The following is a 14,501-nucleotide window of genomic DNA, read 5'->3' on the forward strand; positions in this document are numbered from 1 at the left end:
ATATCGGCCTTGCTGGGCATATCAACATTGCCAGCGGGTTCGGACGCTGGCCTGGCGGCTACAGCTTTCTTGAAATGCTGAAGGCGCGTGCCAGGCATCGCAGGCCGCAAGGGTTTTCAGCCACAATCGCGGCGTCCAATTGAAAGAAGGGCTTTTCATATCCGGCATTCGACGCCATTGTGCGTCGAGCTTTATCCCGCCCTTTGCCGCCCATTTCAGCCGGGCGACGGGGCAGATTGTTTGGAGGTAGGACAATGGGTTTGCGCATCAACGACATCGCCCCGGATTTTACGGCGGAGACGACGCAGGGAGAGGTTCGGTTCCATGACTGGATCGGTGACGGCTGGGCCGTTCTCTTCTCGCATCCGAAGAACTTCACGCCCGTCTGCACGACGGAACTCGGCGCGATGGCTGGCCTGGAAGGCGAATTCCGCAAGCGCGGCGTGAAAATCATCGGTATCTCGGTCGATCCGGTCGAAAGCCATGCTCGCTGGAAGAACGACATCAAGACGGCGACCGGTTTCGAGGTTGACTATCCCCTGATCGGCGACAAGGATCTCAAGGTTGCCAAGCTCTATGACATGCTGCCGGCAGGCGCCGGCGAAAGCTCGGAAGGCCGCACGCCCGCCGACAATGCCACCGTCCGCTCCGTCTTCGTCATCGGCCCCGACAAGAAGATCAAGCTGATCCTCACCTATCCGATGACGACGGGCCGCAACTTCGGCGAAATCTTGCGCGCGATCGACTCGATCCAGCTGACATCCAAGCATCAGGTGGCGACGCCGGCAAACTGGCAGCAGGGCGAAGATGTCATCATCACAGCCGCTGTCTCCAACGAAGACGCCATCACCCGCTTCGGCTCGTTCGATACGGTATTGCCCTATCTGCGCAAGACCCGTCAGCCATCGGCCTGATCGGCGTTTCCGATAGATGCGATGCGGCCGTTAAGGCCGCGTCGCTTTTTCAAAGACTGACATTTTCGCGTAAGAAATCCAGCAAGGTGCGTACGCGCGCGGGCAAGAGACCGCCCTGGCCGATATAGACCGCGTGGAATTCCTCGATGTCTCCGGGATTGAATTCTTCCAGCACGGGCTGCAGCCGCCCGGCTGCGATATCCGATTTGACGGTAAAGGCGGCGAGCCGCGCCAGGCCGCCGCCGGCAAGCGCAAGGTGGCGCATGGCTTCGCCGTCGCCCACCTGCAGGCTGCGTGCAGCGGGGATCGTTGCAATCTCGCCATCAACCAGCAAAGGCCAGCCTTCGATCGCCCGGGAATAGGCAAAGCCGATGCGGCAATGCTCTGTCAGCTCGGCGCAGGTGCGCGGCACGCCGTGTCGTCGCAGATAATCCGGCGAGGCGACAATGATATTTCGAGTCGCGCCAAGCTTGCGAGCCGTGAGGCTGGAGCTCTTCAGCGGTCCGGCGCGAATTGCAACATCGGCGCGCTCTTCCATCAGGTCGATAATGCGATCGGTATGGAAGATCTCAAGCGAGACGTTCGGGTGCAGCGCCATGAAACCGGGAACGAGCGGAGCCAGCACATGGTTGCCGAAGGAGCCGCTGGTGTTGATGCGGATATGGCCGGCGACCCGCTCTCCCGCCGACGCGTGGCGTTCGGCCTCGGCAATATCGGCGAGGATGGCGACGCTGCGCTCGAAGAAGGCGCAGCCTTCGGGTGTGAGCTGCAGCCGCCTTGTCGAGCGGTGGATAAGCCGCGCGCCAAGGCGCTTTTCCAATCTTGTAATGAGCTTGCTGACCGCTGAAGGTGTCATCCGGCAGGCATTGGCGGCGGCGGTGAAGCCACCGAGTTCGGCCGCGCGCACAAAGACTTCCATCTCTCCGGAACGATTGATCTCTTGACGGCTCATGATGAATTCAAGTCATAAATCAGTTTCTCTTCGGCAATCTATATCATCCTGATCGAAGGGTCTATCTCTTCGGCAAACCTAAGGAGACAGACGATGGACTACAGAAATCTCGGCGCTTCAGGCCTGCGCGTTCCAGTTCTCAGTTTCGGCGCCGGCACATTTGGCGGCAGCGGGCCGCTCTTCAGCGCCTGGGGCTCGACGGATGCGGCGGAAGCGCGGCGTCTGGTCGACATCTGCCTGGAAGCGGGCGTCAATCTCTTCGATACGGCCGATGTCTATTCTGCCGGCGCCTCGGAGGAGGTGCTCGGTGAAGCGATCCGCGGCAGGCGGGATGCCGTGCTGATCTCGACGAAGACAGCTTTGCCGATGGGTGATGGATCCGCGGATTGGGGCAGCTCGCGCTCGCGGCTGATCAAATCGGTCGATGCAGCCCTGCGCCGGCTCGGAACAGATTATATCGACCTCTTGCAACTGCACGCTTTCGACGCTTCGACACCGATCGACGAGACGCTCTCCACCCTTGATCAACTCGTGAAGGCGGGAAAGATCCGCTACATCGGCGCTTCCAACTTCGCCGGCTGGGAGCTGATGAAATCGCTCGCCATTTCGGAAAAGCATGGCTATGTGCGCCATGTCGCCCATCAGGTCTATTATTCGCTCGCAGGGCGCGATTACGAATGGGAGCTGATGCCGCTGGGCCGTGATCAAAATGTCAGCGCTCTGGTCTGGAGCCCGCTGGCGTGGGGCAGGCTGACCGGCAAGATCCGCCGCGGGCAGCCATTGCCCGAAAAGAGCCGGTTGCACGAGACGGCGGCGTTTGGGCCACCCGTCGACGACGAGAAGCTTTTCGATATCGTCGATGTGCTGGACGAGATTGCGGCCGAGACCGGAAAGAGCGTGCCGCAAATATCGATCAATTGGCTATTAAGCCGGCCGACGGTCGCAAGCGTCATCATCGGCGCGCGCAACGAAGAGCAGTTGCGGCAGAATCTCGGTGCCATCGGCTGGACGCTGTCGAAAGCGCAGATCGAAAGGCTGGACAAGGTCAGCGAGCTGACGGCGCCCTATCCCTATTTTCCCTATCGGCGTCAGGAAGGCTTCGCGAGGTTGAACCCGCCATTGGTCTGACGCGTCAGGCAGTATGTCTGGCTATCTGAGGTGACGGCGGAGCGAACCCGGGCTCCGCCGCCAAATTGCATTCACCGGCCGCCCTCAATCTTGCGATGGCGTTGGTTCCGGCCGCTTTCGCCATAGGGATAGGCGGCAGGCTGTGGCGCACTGACCTCGTTCAGCCGATCCATCTCTGCCTCCGACAGCGCCAGCTTGGCGGCGCCGAGATTGTCGGCAAGTTGCTCGGATGTGCGGGCGCCAAGGATGACCGACGTCACTGCCGGGCGTGCGGCCGTCCAGGCAAGAGCCACCTGCGCCATGCTGACGCCGCGCACCTCGGCGATTTCCTCCACGGCGGCAATGATGGCCCAGGTCCGCTCCTGCGCATTGCGAGGCGCGAAGGATTCGCTGCCGCGATTGGGGTTTTCGCCAAGTCGTGTGGCGCCGGTCGGCATCTCGTCGCGCTTGTATTTGCCGGTCAGCCAGCCGCCGCCGAGCGGCGACCAGGGAAGCAGGCCCATGCCGGCATCCAGGCAGGCATCGACGATCTCGAGCTCGATGTCCCGAACGAGCAAATTGTATTGCGGCTGCAGCGTGACCGGCCGTGTGTATCCGCGCGCTTTGGCAATTTCAACGGCCTTGGCGATGTGCCAGCCGACATAGTTGGAGAAGCCGTAATAGCCGATCTTGCCGGCACGCACGGCGTCATCGAGAAAGCGCAATGTCTCCTCTATCGGCGTGAGGGCGTCCCAGGCATGCATCTGGTAGAGATCGATATGATCGATGCCGAGGCGGCGCAGAGAGTCATCCAGGGCCTGCCCCAGGTGCCGGCGCGAAAGACCGATATCGTTCGGACCCTTGCCCATCGGGAAACGGCCCTTGGTGGCGATGACGGCCTGGCGAGCCTCAGCGGGCCGCGCCTTCAGCCAGCGGCCGATGATCTCTTCCGATTTGCCGGCGCTGTAGACATCGGCGGTGTCGATGAAATTGCCGCCCCATGCGAAATAATCGTCCAGAAGCCTGTGCGACGCGGCTTCGTCCGCTTCCGCGCCGAAGGTCATGGTGCCAAGACAATAGGCCGTGACAACGGCCCCGCTTGGGCCGAGCTTGCGATAATCCATTCCTGCCTCCTCTGAACGGAGCGCTGACGCCTGATCGGCAAAGCTCTCGGACGAGCTTCAGGCTCCGTGATCCATAGCAATAATGTGGTGCTTGAGACGGCCTCCACCGTCGATGGGATTCGACGCTTAGCGTTCTACCGCCTTGGCCGCGAAAGCAGCATATCCAATCATCCCATGATTACCAAGCGCATTCATTGCCTGCTTGGCCTGGCTTGCGTAAAATTCTCCGTGATGATTCTCCTCTTGCCGAATGCCCTCCTGCATGGATGAAACGCCGACAAGCCGCATGCTCTCCTGGGCACGCAACTCCACCATCTATCGCCTCGAACGCCGGATGATGACGGAAAAGCAGCTGTTCGAGGCGATCGCCAAGAAGGCGAGGCAGAAGTTTGAAGATATCAGCGAGGTGCAGATCAAGGCGCTTGCCGATTTCGCGGTGAAATTCGCCTATGAGCTGAAGGTGCTGGACGATGTCGCCTTCGCCGAAATCAGCACGCGCTCGGCGGTCCGTTCCGGAAAATCGAAGAAAGCCATCGCCTTCAAACTCGCGTCCAAGGGCATAGATGGTGAAACGGTCGTCGCGGCGGTGGAAGAGGTCGATGATCTCCACTCCGCTGTCATCTTTGCCAGGAAGCGTGGCTTCGGACCCTTCCGGCGCGGCGATCTCGATGAGAAGCGCAAGGCAAAGGAATTGGCTGCCTTTGCCCGCAACGGCTTCAGCTTTGCGATCGGCAAAAGGGTTTTCGAGATGGAGCGGGAGGATGCCGAGGAAGTGCTTGAAGCGAACCCAGCATTTTGAGGCATCATGCTCGTTGAAATAGCAGGGACCAGCGGATAGCTTCGCGGCGCTTGAGGCCGTGGATATGAGGACGTCGGTGAGAACAGATTTTCGATTGCTCGCAATGGCGATGTGCGCCGCTTCGTTGCCGATGGCGGCTCATGCAGAGTGGCAGGCGGTCGAGACGACTAAGACCTACGCGATTGCCGGAACATCGGGGCGCGAACTCTACGATTCCATCGGCGAGCGCGGCCCGCTGCTTAGGCCGAAGGTCAGGGCGATCGCCCACACAGACTTCAAGCTGACCTGGACACGGAAATATGAGCCGCAGCCGGATGGCGCCTGCACGATCACCGTCAACATACCGAGGCTGATCATCACCTACACGTTGCCGAAGCCTTCGACACAATTGCCGGCATCGACCCGCAAAAGCTGGCAGAAATTCATCGCCGGGGTCGAGGCGCACGAGCGGGTGCATGGCGGTTTCATCAAGGATATGGTGAAGGAAATCGAAGCCATTAGCGTCGGATTTTCCGTGCCCGATGACTCGAAATGCAGCAAGATCCGCGTCGAGCTGACGAAGCGGCTCGGTGAGATCTCCAAGAAGGAACAGCAAAAAAACAGCGACTTCGACAAGGTCGAATTCAGCGATGGCGGCAATCTCCAGCGGCTTGTCCTGAAGCTGGTACGGGAGGAGTAGCCAAAATAAAGCAGCCAGCCGCCAAGCTGGCTGCGTTGACGCGATCCAGCCTTAGCGGCCCTTCGTCTTCCGCCATTCGGCGAATTTGAGTTTTGGCGCGTCGCTGGTCGCCGGGTAGAGGCCGATGATGGTGGCGCCGTTCATGACTTCTTCGGTGACGAAATCTTCGTAGGCCGTCATTTCCACGGTCTCGTTGGCGATTTCATCGGCAAGATGCGCGGGGATGACGATGACGCCCTCATTGTCGCCGACGAGCACGTCGCCGGGGAAAACCGCGACATCGCCGCAGCCGATCGGACCGTTGATTTCGATGGCCTGGTGCAGCGTCAGGTTCGTCGGGGCGGACGGGCGGTGATGATAGGAGGGGATATCGAGGGCGGCGATTTCCGGGCTGTCGCGGAAGCCGCCGTCAGTGACGACACCCGCCACGCCGCGCACCTGCAGCCGCGAGACGAGAATGGAGCCGGCCGATGCAGCACGTGCATCCTTTCGGCTATCCATGACGAGTACGAAGCCAGGCGGGCATTGCTCGACGGCGGCGCGCTGCGGATGCTCTGGATTGCGGAAGACTTCGAGCGTGTTCAGGTCTTCGCGCGCCGGGATATAGCGCAGCGTGAAGGCCTGGCCGACCATGTTCGCCTTCTTCGGCGAAAGCGGCCGCACATCCTGAATGAACTGGTTGCGCAGACCGCGCCTAAAAAGTGCGGTGGCGATCGTCGGTGTTGCGACGCCCATCAGCTTGTCGCGCGTCTCGTTGCTCAGCACATAATTGCTCATGCGATATATCCCTCGTGATCAGTAGATGTCGGGTTCGCCCGGCGTCGGGCCGAAACCGGTTTCCAAAAAGTCGAAATCGCAGCCGGTGTCGGCCTGGGCCACGTGGCGCGAGAACATCCAGCCATAGCCGCGGCCATATTTTTCCGCGGGCTTGACCCACGCGTCGCGCCGGCGCTGCAACTGGTCCTCGTCGACGAGCATATCGATGCGCCGCGCTTCGAGATCGAGGCGCACGATATCGCCGTTGCGCAAGAGTGCCAGTGGGCCTCCGACATGGGATTCCGGTGAGACGTGCAGGATGCAGGCGCCGTAGCTGGTGCCGCTCATGCGGGCATCGGAGAGGCGCAGCATATCCCTGTGCCCTTTCTTCAGGAGCGCCTTCGGGATCGGCAGCATGCCCCATTCCGGCATGCCGGGGCCGCCTTGCGGGCCGGCGCCGCGCAACACCATGACGTGGTCGGGCGTGATATCGAGATTTTCATCGTCGACCGCCGCCTTCATCTCCGGATAGCTGTCGAAGACCAGCGCCGGTCCTTGATGCTTGTGGAAGCGCGGATCGCAGGCAGCGGGCTTGATGACGGCGCCTGTCGGCGCAAGGTTGCCCTTCAGCACCGCAAGCGAGCCCTCATGATAGACCGGATTGTCGAGCGACCGGATGACATCGTCATTGTAGCATTTGGCACCCTCGAGCGTTTCGCCGAGGGTAACGCCGGATACGGTCAGTGCCGAAAGGTCGAGCTTGGAAGAGAGCTTCGCCATCAACGCGCGCAAGCCGCCGGCGTAATAGAAATCCTCCATCAGATAGGTCTTGCCGGTCGGCCTGATATTGGCGAGCACCGGTGTCGTGCGTCCGGCCTTGTCGAGATCGTCGAGCGAGAGGTTGATGCCGGCGCGCCTTGCCATCGCGATCAGATGCACGACGGCATTGGTGGAACAGCCGGTCGCCATGGCGACAGCGACGGCATTGTAGACGGCGGCCTGTGTGACGATCTTCGAGGGGACGAGATCCTCCCACACCATCTCGACGATCCGTCGGCCGACGGCCGACGACATGCGGATGTGATTGGCATCCGGAGCGGGGATCGAGCTTGCACCCGGCAGCGTCAGCCCCATTGCCTCGGCGATCGCCGTCATCGTGCTTGCCGTACCCATGGTCATGCAGTGACCGTAAGAGCGGGCGATGCCGGCTTCGACATCGACCCATTCCTTCTCCGAGATGGTGCCGGCTCGGCGCTCATCCCAGAATTTCCATGCGTCGGACCCCGAACCCAGATATTCGCCGCGGTAATTGCCGCGCAGCATCGGGCCAGCCGGCAGGTAGATCATCGGCAGCCCCATGGAGAGCGCGCCCATGACGAGCCCGGGTGTCGTCTTGTCGCACCCGCCCATCAGGACGGCACCATCGACCGGATGCGAGCGGAGCAATTCTTCTGCCTCCATCGCCAGCATGTTGCGATAGAGCATGGTCGTCGGCTTCACATAGCTTTCCGACAGCGACAGCGCGGGCAGTTCCAGCGGGAAGCCGCCGGCCTGCAGGATGCCGCGTTTCACATCTTCGACGCGATGCTTGAAATGGGCGTGACACGGATTGGCATCGGACCAGGTGTTGAGGATGGCGATGACCGGCTTATCCGTCCATTCCTCCGGCGCATAACCCATCTGCATGGTACGCGAGCGATGGCCCGAGCTTCTGAGGTCATCGGGTGCAAACCATCTGGCGCTGCGTAAGTCGTGGGGCTTCTTCCTGCTGTTCATTGTATTTGCGCCTCGTATTCGAATGTTGGCCGAAGGGATAAATCCATGCGCCTGCTCATTCCTTCATGCCCCATTTTAGCAGGGTACGGCGTTCGATCGTCTGAAAAACCAGATTTTCGACAATAAGCCCGATGACGATCACAGTCAGCAGGCCGGCAAAGACCGAGGGTATGTCGAGAAGATTGCGGTTTTCGAAGATGAACCAGCCGAGACCGCCCTGGCCGGAGGAGACGCCGAAGACGAGTTCGGCGGCGATCAGCGTGCGCCAGGAGAAGGCCCAGCCGATCTTCAGGCCTGTGAGGATCGACGGGAAGGCTGCGGGGATCAGGATGCGGAAAACATAGGAGAGGCCTGTCAGCCCATAGTTGGCACCGACCATGCGCAGAGTGCGGGAGACGCCGAGAAAGCCCGCATGGGTATTGAGCGCGACGGCCCAGAGCACGGAATGTATGAGCACGAAGACGAGGCTTGCAGGCCCCAGCCCGAACCAGATGAGGGCGAGAGGGAGCAGCGAGATGGCCGGCAGCGGGTTGAACATCGCCGTCATGGTTTCGAGAAAATCGGTACCAATGCGGGTGTTTATTGCAACGACTGTCAGGACGGCGGCGAGCACCGTTCCCGAGATGTAGCCCGTCACCAATATCTTTAATGTGGTCCAGATGCGGGCCGGCAGGACGCCATCGGCGAAACGGTCATAAAGCGCCGTCAGCGTATCGCTGAGCGTCGGGAACAGCAGCGGATTGTCGAGATGCCGGGCATAGGCTTCCCAGATGACGGCGAGGATGACGATCAGCAATGACTTGCGGAAGAGACCCGACTGCCAAAGAAGCTCAATCGCGCCGAGCTTCTGCTCGACGGCTGCGATATGGCCGGCGGTGTCGGTGGCTTGCGGGGCAAGGATGATCTGCGGTGCGCTCATAGCCTACTCCCTGTGTCCCTGCTCGGCAAACAGCATATGATGGATCTCCTGCTCCAGTTTGGCGGCGGCGGCAGGATCGTCGCGAACAGACTCCACATCGCGCACTTCCGCCTTGACGCGGCCGGGATGCGGCGACAGCAGCAGGATACGGTTGGAGATCTTGATTGCCTCGGCGATCGAGTGCGTGACGAAGATGACGGTGAAGCGCGTATCTTCCCAAAGCTGCAGCAGCTCGTCCTGCATTTGCCGGCGGGTGAGCGCATCGAGTGCTGCGAAGGGCTCGTCCATTAAGAGGATATCAGGCTGCATCGCCATGCCGCGGGCAATGGCGACACGCTGCTTCATTCCGCCTGATAGCATGTGCGGATAGGTATCGACCGCGCGGGTGAGCTTGACCTTGTCGATATAGTCGCGGGCAATCGCCTCGGCTTCGCCGCGGGGGAGACGGCGGGCTGTTGTCAGCGGGAACATGACGTTTTCCAGCACCGTCTTCCAGGGCAGCAGCTGGTCGAATTCCTGGAAGACCATCATGCGGTCGGCGCCAGGCTTCCTGACTGTCTGACCCTTGATCTCGATTCGGCCAGTGGCCGGGGTCAGATAGCCGCCGATGGCCTTCAGCAGCGTCGATTTTCCGCAACCCGAAGGGCCGAGCAGAACGAAACGGTCCGATTGGGCAACCGAGAAACTGACGTTCTCCGTCGCGGTGATAAGCAGGTTCGGCGTCTTGTAGCGAAGCGTCACCTTGTCGACATTCAGAAGCGGTGTTGCGGTCATTTTTTCCGTCGCCGGCATGTCGGCGTGTGTTTTTGCCTGAAGCATGAGCCTTCTCCGAGGAATGGCTTGAAGGCGGCATTCGCGCCGTCGACAGGCGTCAGTTGCCATTAAGATCGGCGGCTTCCGGCAGGTAATAGTCGGTCCAGGCCTTGGGCATCGTCTTCAGCGTGCCGATCTTGTAAAGGTGGGCCGCAAACTTCATGGTTCCCTGCGGGTCCATGCGGAATTCCATCATGTGCGGCTCGTTCAGGATCGCCATGAGATCATCGACGCTGGTCTTGTCGCCGCTCACGGTCTTGTAGGCTTCCACGGCCGATTTCGGATCCTTCTTGATGAAGTCGATCGCTTCAGCCGTCGCCTCGCGCACGGCCTTGACGATGGTCGGGTTGGCGCTTGCGAATTGGGTGGTGGTGAAGAAGGTGCCTTGAGTCAGCTCGCCGCCGATGATGTCGCGGGAATCGACCACCTTGTGAACGCCTTGCTGTTTCAATTCCAGATATTGAAAGGGCGGGGCGGAGAAGTGGTTCTTGACCTCATGGGTCTGATTGGCAAGGGCTGCCATCGCATCAGGATGGCCAAGCTGCACCGTATTGGCATCGAACTTGTGCACCTGGTCGTCGCCATACATTTGCGCGGCGGCCATCTGCAGCAGGATCGCCTGCGTCGAGACTCCGACGGTCGGCACCGCGATCTTGTCGCCGGGCTGAATATCCTTCAGCGACTGGATGCGCGGATCGCGCGAGACCATGATGACCGGCTGAGCCGAATTGGTGACGATACCTTTGACCTTGCCTCTCGTGCGGTCCCATAGCAGCAGCAGATTGCCGGTGCCGGTATTGACGATGTCGACATTGCCTGACAGTAGCGCATCGGTCTGTGCGCCGCCGCCGCTGAAGGTGCGCCATTCAACCTTGACGCCCTGCAGGCCGTCGGCGGCCGCATGCTTCTCGATCAGCTTCTGCGTCTCCATGACATGGCTGGCCAGATAAAGAATGCCCGGCTGGCGCGTGATCGAAATATCGGTCTTTTCCGCTGCGCCGGCTGAAAAGGTGCCGGCAATCACCATGCCGACCGCGGTCAGACAGCGAAGAAATCCTCTCATTTGCTCCTCCCGATTGATCCAACCCTCGAGAAATGAGGTTGGCTTCGAGCCACTAAAGCACTAATGTATCAGTGCATCAAGCCCCGAATTGTGCTTAATGAACAGACGCTCTCGATCAGAAAGACCGCCAGTGAAGCTCAATCCGAAAGAATTTGCCCTCGATCGCTCCCGCCAAGTCGGACCTCAGATTCTCGAGATCCTGCGATCACGTATTCTTTCGATGAGCCTGCCGCCGACGACGGTCCTGTCGCGCATCTCGCTGCAAAGCGAATTCAACGTCAGTCAGACCCCCGTACGCGACGCCCTAATCCGGCTGGAGGAGGAGGGGCTGGTCGAGGTCTACCCGCAATATGCGACGGTCATTTCGCGGATCGATATCCGCAATGCGACCGAAGCGCACTTCCTGCGATTGTCGATCGAACTTGAGGCCGTTCGCCGGCTGGCAGCCGAGTCGCCAGCAGAAACGGCAGCAATTCTGGAAGGCATCCTGGCTCGGCAGAAGCATGTGGTGTCGCAGGAAACCTACGATCTCTTCGACATGCTCGATAAGGATTTCCATCGCGTTCTTTATGAAAGGGCGGGCATTCTGGGCCTGTGGTTGACGGTTCGCCGCCAGAGCGTGCATCTCGACCGGCTGCGCATGCTCAACCTGCCGATGCCCGGCAAGCTCGAGCAGATCATTATCGACCATCAAGCCGTGGTCGATGCCGTCCGCTCAGCCGATGCGGAGGCTGCCGTCGCCGCTCTGCGTCGGCACCTGTCGGGCACCCTGTCGATCATCGACCTGATCTGTGAACAATATCCGGATTATGTGAGCCGTTAGATTATGTCTTGATGGCGGAAAAGAACAGGAATCGCGGTTTGGTCGTCAGGCTTTTATGCGCGTCGGGGAAAAGAGCGCCGACCTTCGGATCGGGCTGAGGCTCGCTTACGATTTCGATTCGAAATTCGGCAGACTTGAGCGCATCGAACATGGCATGAAGCGGTCTATGCCAAAAGCGCATCGTTATGGCCTTGTCTCCACGCTGCCAGATTTCGCTGAAACTATAGGTCTCGAAATAGTTGTCCTGGCTGGCGAATTCATGATCCATGAAGGGATGATGCGTGGAGAAAACCAGGCGGCCGCCGCTGGACAGCACGCGCCTGAATTCCGAAAGGGGCCGCGACCAATCAGGCAGATAGTGCATAACCAACGAGGAGATGATCAGGTCGAAGCTGCCGTCCAGAAAGGGCAACGGCTGGTTCAGGTCGGCCAGCAACAATCGCGCGCGTCCGTTCAGGCGGCGTTGCGCGATCCCGAGCAAGCCCACGCTCACATCGACGCCCGTCAGGATCGCGCCACCATCGACGAGAGCGCTTGCATGTGCTCCGCCGCCGCAGCCTGCATCGAGGACCCGAAGTCCGGCGACATCTCCGGCCAGCGAAAGAATGGCCGGGCGCTCATAATAGGCGTTCCAGGCATTGTTCTCGTTGTCGGCTTGATAGGCGGCCGCGAACGCATCGTAGTCATTTTCGGACAAAGTAGCTCCTCCCCGAGAAACGGCACATTCAGCGGAATTCATTTGCTATCGTTTCCGCTACCCTACAGGCTCGTGATTTTCGCGGCAAGATTGCGCCTTCAATGGAGACGCAAGCGATTTTGAGCGTAGCAGTCGCCTCTTTGGACTGCCGGTAGATGTGGAGCGCGCAAGCACCTGCATTGGCTTGCGCCTCGCTTCATGCGACAAAGTCACAGGGAAATAATTCATGGAGTTCGCTTGACCATCGGACTTGCGCATGCCGAGCTGATCGCAGTTTTAACGGCCGTCACCGGCAGCGATCCAAGGGTGATGACGGTGCGGTCGGGCGATGCCTTGCCGTCCGGCCCATTCGAGCTTGGGCATCGCACGCTGCAAAGCGGATTGCGCGAATGGGTCCAGGAGCAGACGGCGCATCCGGTCGGCTATCTGGAGCAGCTCTATACCTTTGCCGATCGCGATCGAAACAACGAAATTCTCGGCGGCCGCACGATTTCGATCAGCTATCTGGGGCTGGTGCGCGAGCAGGCGGCTCCCGGCGGCGGGATGCCGGGCTGGCACGGCTGGTACGAATATCTTCCCTGGGAGGATCATCGGCGGGGCCAGCCGTCCATGCTTGACGATATTGCCACGCGTCTTACGGCATGGATCGGCGACGATGCGATGCGGCGTGACCAGCGCCGCCGGCGGGCCGATTTTACCTTCGGATTGAATGGTGCCGCATGGAACGAGGATCTTGTTCTGCAGCGTTATGAGTTGCTCTATGAGGCGCGTCTCGTTGCCGAGGCGGGCTGTGATCCCAAGCACAATTTCGGCAGATCGATGTTTGCCGATCATCGCCGCATCCTTGCGACAGGCATGGCGCGGCTCAGGGCCAAGATCAAATACCGCCCCGTCGTCTTCGAACTCATGCCCGAGAATTTCACGCTGCTGCAATTGCAGAAAACCGTGGAGGCGCTCGCCGGCCTGACGCTGCACAAGCAGAATTTCCGCCGGCTGATCGAGCAGCAGGAACTGGTGGAGGAAACCGGCGGTACGGAAAGCGAGACCGGCGGCCGTCCCGCCAAGCTCTTCCGCTTCCGCCGAGCCATCCTCGACGAACGAGAATTTGCCGGAACGAAATTGCCGCTCTCCCGCAATTGACATATGCTCATAACGAGAATATCTATTTGCGCACGATATGCTCAAATTGAGTATAAAAGGAGCCGGTCATGAATGTTCCCATATCCGCATCCTCCCTCTACGATCGCGTCAGCCGCGTCATCCCCAAGGCCGAATGGCTGACGTTTCAGAATGACGTCGAGGCGATCCTCGAATTGAAACGGCAACGCAACGCCGTCATTCTCGCCCATAATTACCAGACACCGGAAATCTTCCACGGCGTTGCCGATATCGTCGGAGACAGTCTTGCGCTTGCCCGCAAGGCGGCGGAGATCGATGCCGACATCATCGTCCTTGCCGGCGTGCACTTCATGGCCGAGACAGCCAAGCTGCTGAACCCGGAAAAGACCGTTCTCATCCCCGATATGGAGGCCGGCTGCTCGCTGGCGGCATCGATCACGCCTGAGGATATCGCGCTGCTGCGTCAGGCCCATCCGGGCGTTCCGGTCGTCACCTACGTCAATACGTCGGCGGCGGTGAAGGCGGCTTCCGATATCTGCTGCACCTCGGGAAATGCCCGACAGGTGGTAGAATCGCTCGGCGTGCCGAAGGTGCTGATGCTTCCGGACGAATATCTGGCGCGCAACGTCGCGCGTGAAACCAATGTCGAGCTCATCGCCTGGCATGGGCATTGCGAGGTTCACGAGCTTTTCACTGCGGACGATATACGCCAGCTCCGCGAGAATTATCCCGGCGTGACCGTGCTGGCCCATCCGGAATGCCCGCCCGACGTCGTTGCGGCGGCGGACTTCGCCGGCTCGACGGCCGTGATGTCCGATTATGTCGGCAAGAGGCGTCCGTCGCGCGTCGTGCTGCTCACCGAATGTTCGATGAGCGACAATGTCGCCGTGCATCACCCGGATGTGGAATTCATCCGCCCCTGCAATCTCTGTCCGCATATGAAGCGCATCACGCTTGGCA

16 protein-coding genes are annotated in these 14,501 nt (G+C 60.3%); 8 read left to right on the forward strand and 8 right to left on the reverse strand.

Annotation, left to right across the window (positions count from 1 at the left end; genetic code table 11):
- Window positions 1-143 (forward strand): alpha/beta hydrolase (locus Q4Q11_RS26910; RefSeq protein WP_498571386.1); only part of this gene is annotated, 143 nt, incomplete at its 5' end.
- Window positions 144-254: 111 nt separating this feature from the next.
- Entirely contained in the window at window positions 255-914 is a 660-nt protein-coding gene (locus tag Q4Q11_RS26915; RefSeq protein ID WP_113215660.1) for a peroxiredoxin, read from the forward strand.
- Window positions 915-963: 49 nt separating this feature from the next.
- On the opposite strand, the gene Q4Q11_RS26920 is transcribed toward Q4Q11_RS26915, so the two are convergent.
- Window positions 964-1,866, reverse strand: a complete 903-nt coding sequence (locus Q4Q11_RS26920; protein WP_498571377.1) for a LysR family transcriptional regulator — start codon at window positions 1,864-1,866, stop codon at window positions 964-966.
- 93 nt (window positions 1,867-1,959) lie between these two features.
- Here Q4Q11_RS26920 and Q4Q11_RS26925 point away from each other — a divergent pair, with 93 nt between their 5' ends.
- Window positions 1,960-2,994 (forward strand): aldo/keto reductase, encoded by a 1,035-nt coding sequence (locus Q4Q11_RS26925; RefSeq protein ID WP_498571378.1) that lies wholly within the window; start codon window positions 1,960-1,962, stop codon window positions 2,992-2,994.
- Between the two features lie 71 nt (window positions 2,995-3,065).
- Here Q4Q11_RS26925 and Q4Q11_RS26930 read toward each other — a convergent pair whose 3' ends face one another.
- Entirely contained in the window at window positions 3,066-4,097 is a 1,032-nt protein-coding gene (locus Q4Q11_RS26930) for an aldo/keto reductase (protein WP_498571379.1), read from the reverse strand.
- Window positions 4,098-4,359: 262 nt separating this feature from the next.
- Between Q4Q11_RS26930 and recX the strand changes: the two genes are divergently transcribed.
- Window positions 4,360-4,896 carry a recombination regulator RecX gene (gene recX, locus Q4Q11_RS26935; RefSeq protein ID WP_498571380.1) on the forward strand — a complete coding sequence of 179 codons (537 nt, stop codon included), beginning with the start codon at window positions 4,360-4,362 and terminating at the stop codon, window positions 4,894-4,896.
- A gap of 64 nt (window positions 4,897-4,960) precedes the next feature.
- Window positions 4,961-5,575, forward strand: coding sequence for a DUF922 domain-containing Zn-dependent protease (locus Q4Q11_RS26940; RefSeq protein ID WP_498571381.1), 615 nt, complete (start codon window positions 4,961-4,963; stop codon window positions 5,573-5,575).
- Between the two features lie 51 nt (window positions 5,576-5,626).
- Here the strand turns inward: Q4Q11_RS26940 and Q4Q11_RS26945 are convergent, their stop codons facing one another.
- From Q4Q11_RS26945 to Q4Q11_RS26965, 5 genes are read right to left on the reverse strand one after another with little or no spacing between them, the layout of a single operon-like run.
- Entirely contained in the window at window positions 5,627-6,352 is a 726-nt protein-coding gene (locus Q4Q11_RS26945) for a ribonuclease activity regulator RraA (RefSeq protein ID WP_113215666.1), read from the reverse strand.
- A gap of 18 nt (window positions 6,353-6,370) precedes the next feature.
- Window positions 6,371-8,107, reverse strand: coding sequence for an L-arabinonate dehydratase (gene araD, locus Q4Q11_RS26950; RefSeq protein WP_498571382.1), 1,737 nt, complete (start codon window positions 8,105-8,107; stop codon window positions 6,371-6,373).
- 55 nt (window positions 8,108-8,162) lie between these two features.
- Window positions 8,163-9,026 (reverse strand): ABC transporter permease, encoded by an 864-nt coding sequence (locus Q4Q11_RS26955; protein WP_498571383.1) that lies wholly within the window; start codon window positions 9,024-9,026, stop codon window positions 8,163-8,165.
- 3 nt (window positions 9,027-9,029) lie between these two features.
- Window positions 9,030-9,845, reverse strand: coding sequence for an ABC transporter ATP-binding protein (locus Q4Q11_RS26960; RefSeq protein WP_112503865.1), 816 nt, complete (start codon window positions 9,843-9,845; stop codon window positions 9,030-9,032).
- 52 nt (window positions 9,846-9,897) lie between these two features.
- Complete coding sequence (locus Q4Q11_RS26965) at window positions 9,898-10,902, reverse strand: ABC transporter substrate-binding protein (RefSeq protein WP_112503867.1); 1,005 nt, start codon at window positions 10,900-10,902, stop codon at window positions 9,898-9,900.
- Window positions 10,903-11,032: 130 nt separating this feature from the next.
- On the opposite strand from Q4Q11_RS26965, the gene Q4Q11_RS26970 reads away from it, so the two are divergent.
- A complete protein-coding gene (locus tag Q4Q11_RS26970; RefSeq protein WP_498571384.1) occupies window positions 11,033-11,725 on the forward strand; it encodes a GntR family transcriptional regulator in 693 nt (230 codons plus the stop codon).
- Window position 11,726: 1 nt separating this feature from the next.
- On the opposite strand, the gene Q4Q11_RS26975 is transcribed toward Q4Q11_RS26970, so the two are convergent.
- Complete coding sequence (locus Q4Q11_RS26975) at window positions 11,727-12,422, reverse strand: class I SAM-dependent methyltransferase (protein ID WP_112503871.1); 696 nt, start codon at window positions 12,420-12,422, stop codon at window positions 11,727-11,729.
- Between the two features lie 237 nt (window positions 12,423-12,659).
- Between Q4Q11_RS26975 and Q4Q11_RS26980 the strand changes: the two genes are divergently transcribed.
- Together Q4Q11_RS26980 and nadA are read left to right on the forward strand one after the other, a co-directional pair.
- A complete protein-coding gene (locus Q4Q11_RS26980) occupies window positions 12,660-13,562 on the forward strand; it encodes an NrtR DNA-binding winged helix domain-containing protein (protein ID WP_112503873.1) in 903 nt (300 codons plus the stop codon).
- A gap of 68 nt (window positions 13,563-13,630) precedes the next feature.
- A partial coding sequence (nadA, locus tag Q4Q11_RS26985) for a quinolinate synthase NadA (protein WP_498571385.1) occupies window positions 13,631-14,501 on the forward strand: 871 nt, incomplete at its 3' end.

This window comes from Rhizobium sp. UFLA01-1127, assembly GCF_059803845.1.

What these genes read in the sequence shown, in the direction of transcription:
- Q4Q11_RS26915 (WP_113215660.1), top strand. Translation starts at nt 255, where the DNA reads ATGGGTTTGCGCATCAACGACATCGCCCCGGATTTTACGGCGGAGACG.
- Q4Q11_RS26920 (WP_498571377.1), bottom strand. Translation starts at nt 1,866, where the DNA reads ATGAGCCGTCAAGAGATCAATCGTTCCGGAGAGATGGAAGTCTTTGTG.
- Q4Q11_RS26925 (WP_498571378.1), top strand. Translation starts at nt 1,960, where the DNA reads ATGGACTACAGAAATCTCGGCGCTTCAGGCCTGCGCGTTCCAGTTCTC.
- Q4Q11_RS26930 (WP_498571379.1), bottom strand. Translation starts at nt 4,097, where the DNA reads ATGGATTATCGCAAGCTCGGCCCAAGCGGGGCCGTTGTCACGGCCTAT.
- recX (WP_498571380.1), top strand. Translation starts at nt 4,360, where the DNA reads ATGGATGAAACGCCGACAAGCCGCATGCTCTCCTGGGCACGCAACTCC.
- Q4Q11_RS26940 (WP_498571381.1), top strand. Translation starts at nt 4,961, where the DNA reads ATGAGGACGTCGGTGAGAACAGATTTTCGATTGCTCGCAATGGCGATG.
- Q4Q11_RS26945 (WP_113215666.1), bottom strand. Translation starts at nt 6,352, where the DNA reads ATGAGCAATTATGTGCTGAGCAACGAGACGCGCGACAAGCTGATGGGC.
- araD (WP_498571382.1), bottom strand. Translation starts at nt 8,107, where the DNA reads ATGAACAGCAGGAAGAAGCCCCACGACTTACGCAGCGCCAGATGGTTT.
- Q4Q11_RS26955 (WP_498571383.1), bottom strand. Translation starts at nt 9,026, where the DNA reads ATGAGCGCACCGCAGATCATCCTTGCCCCGCAAGCCACCGACACCGCC.
- Q4Q11_RS26960 (WP_112503865.1), bottom strand. Translation starts at nt 9,845, where the DNA reads ATGCTTCAGGCAAAAACACACGCCGACATGCCGGCGACGGAAAAAATG.
- Q4Q11_RS26965 (WP_112503867.1), bottom strand. Translation starts at nt 10,902, where the DNA reads ATGAGAGGATTTCTTCGCTGTCTGACCGCGGTCGGCATGGTGATTGCC.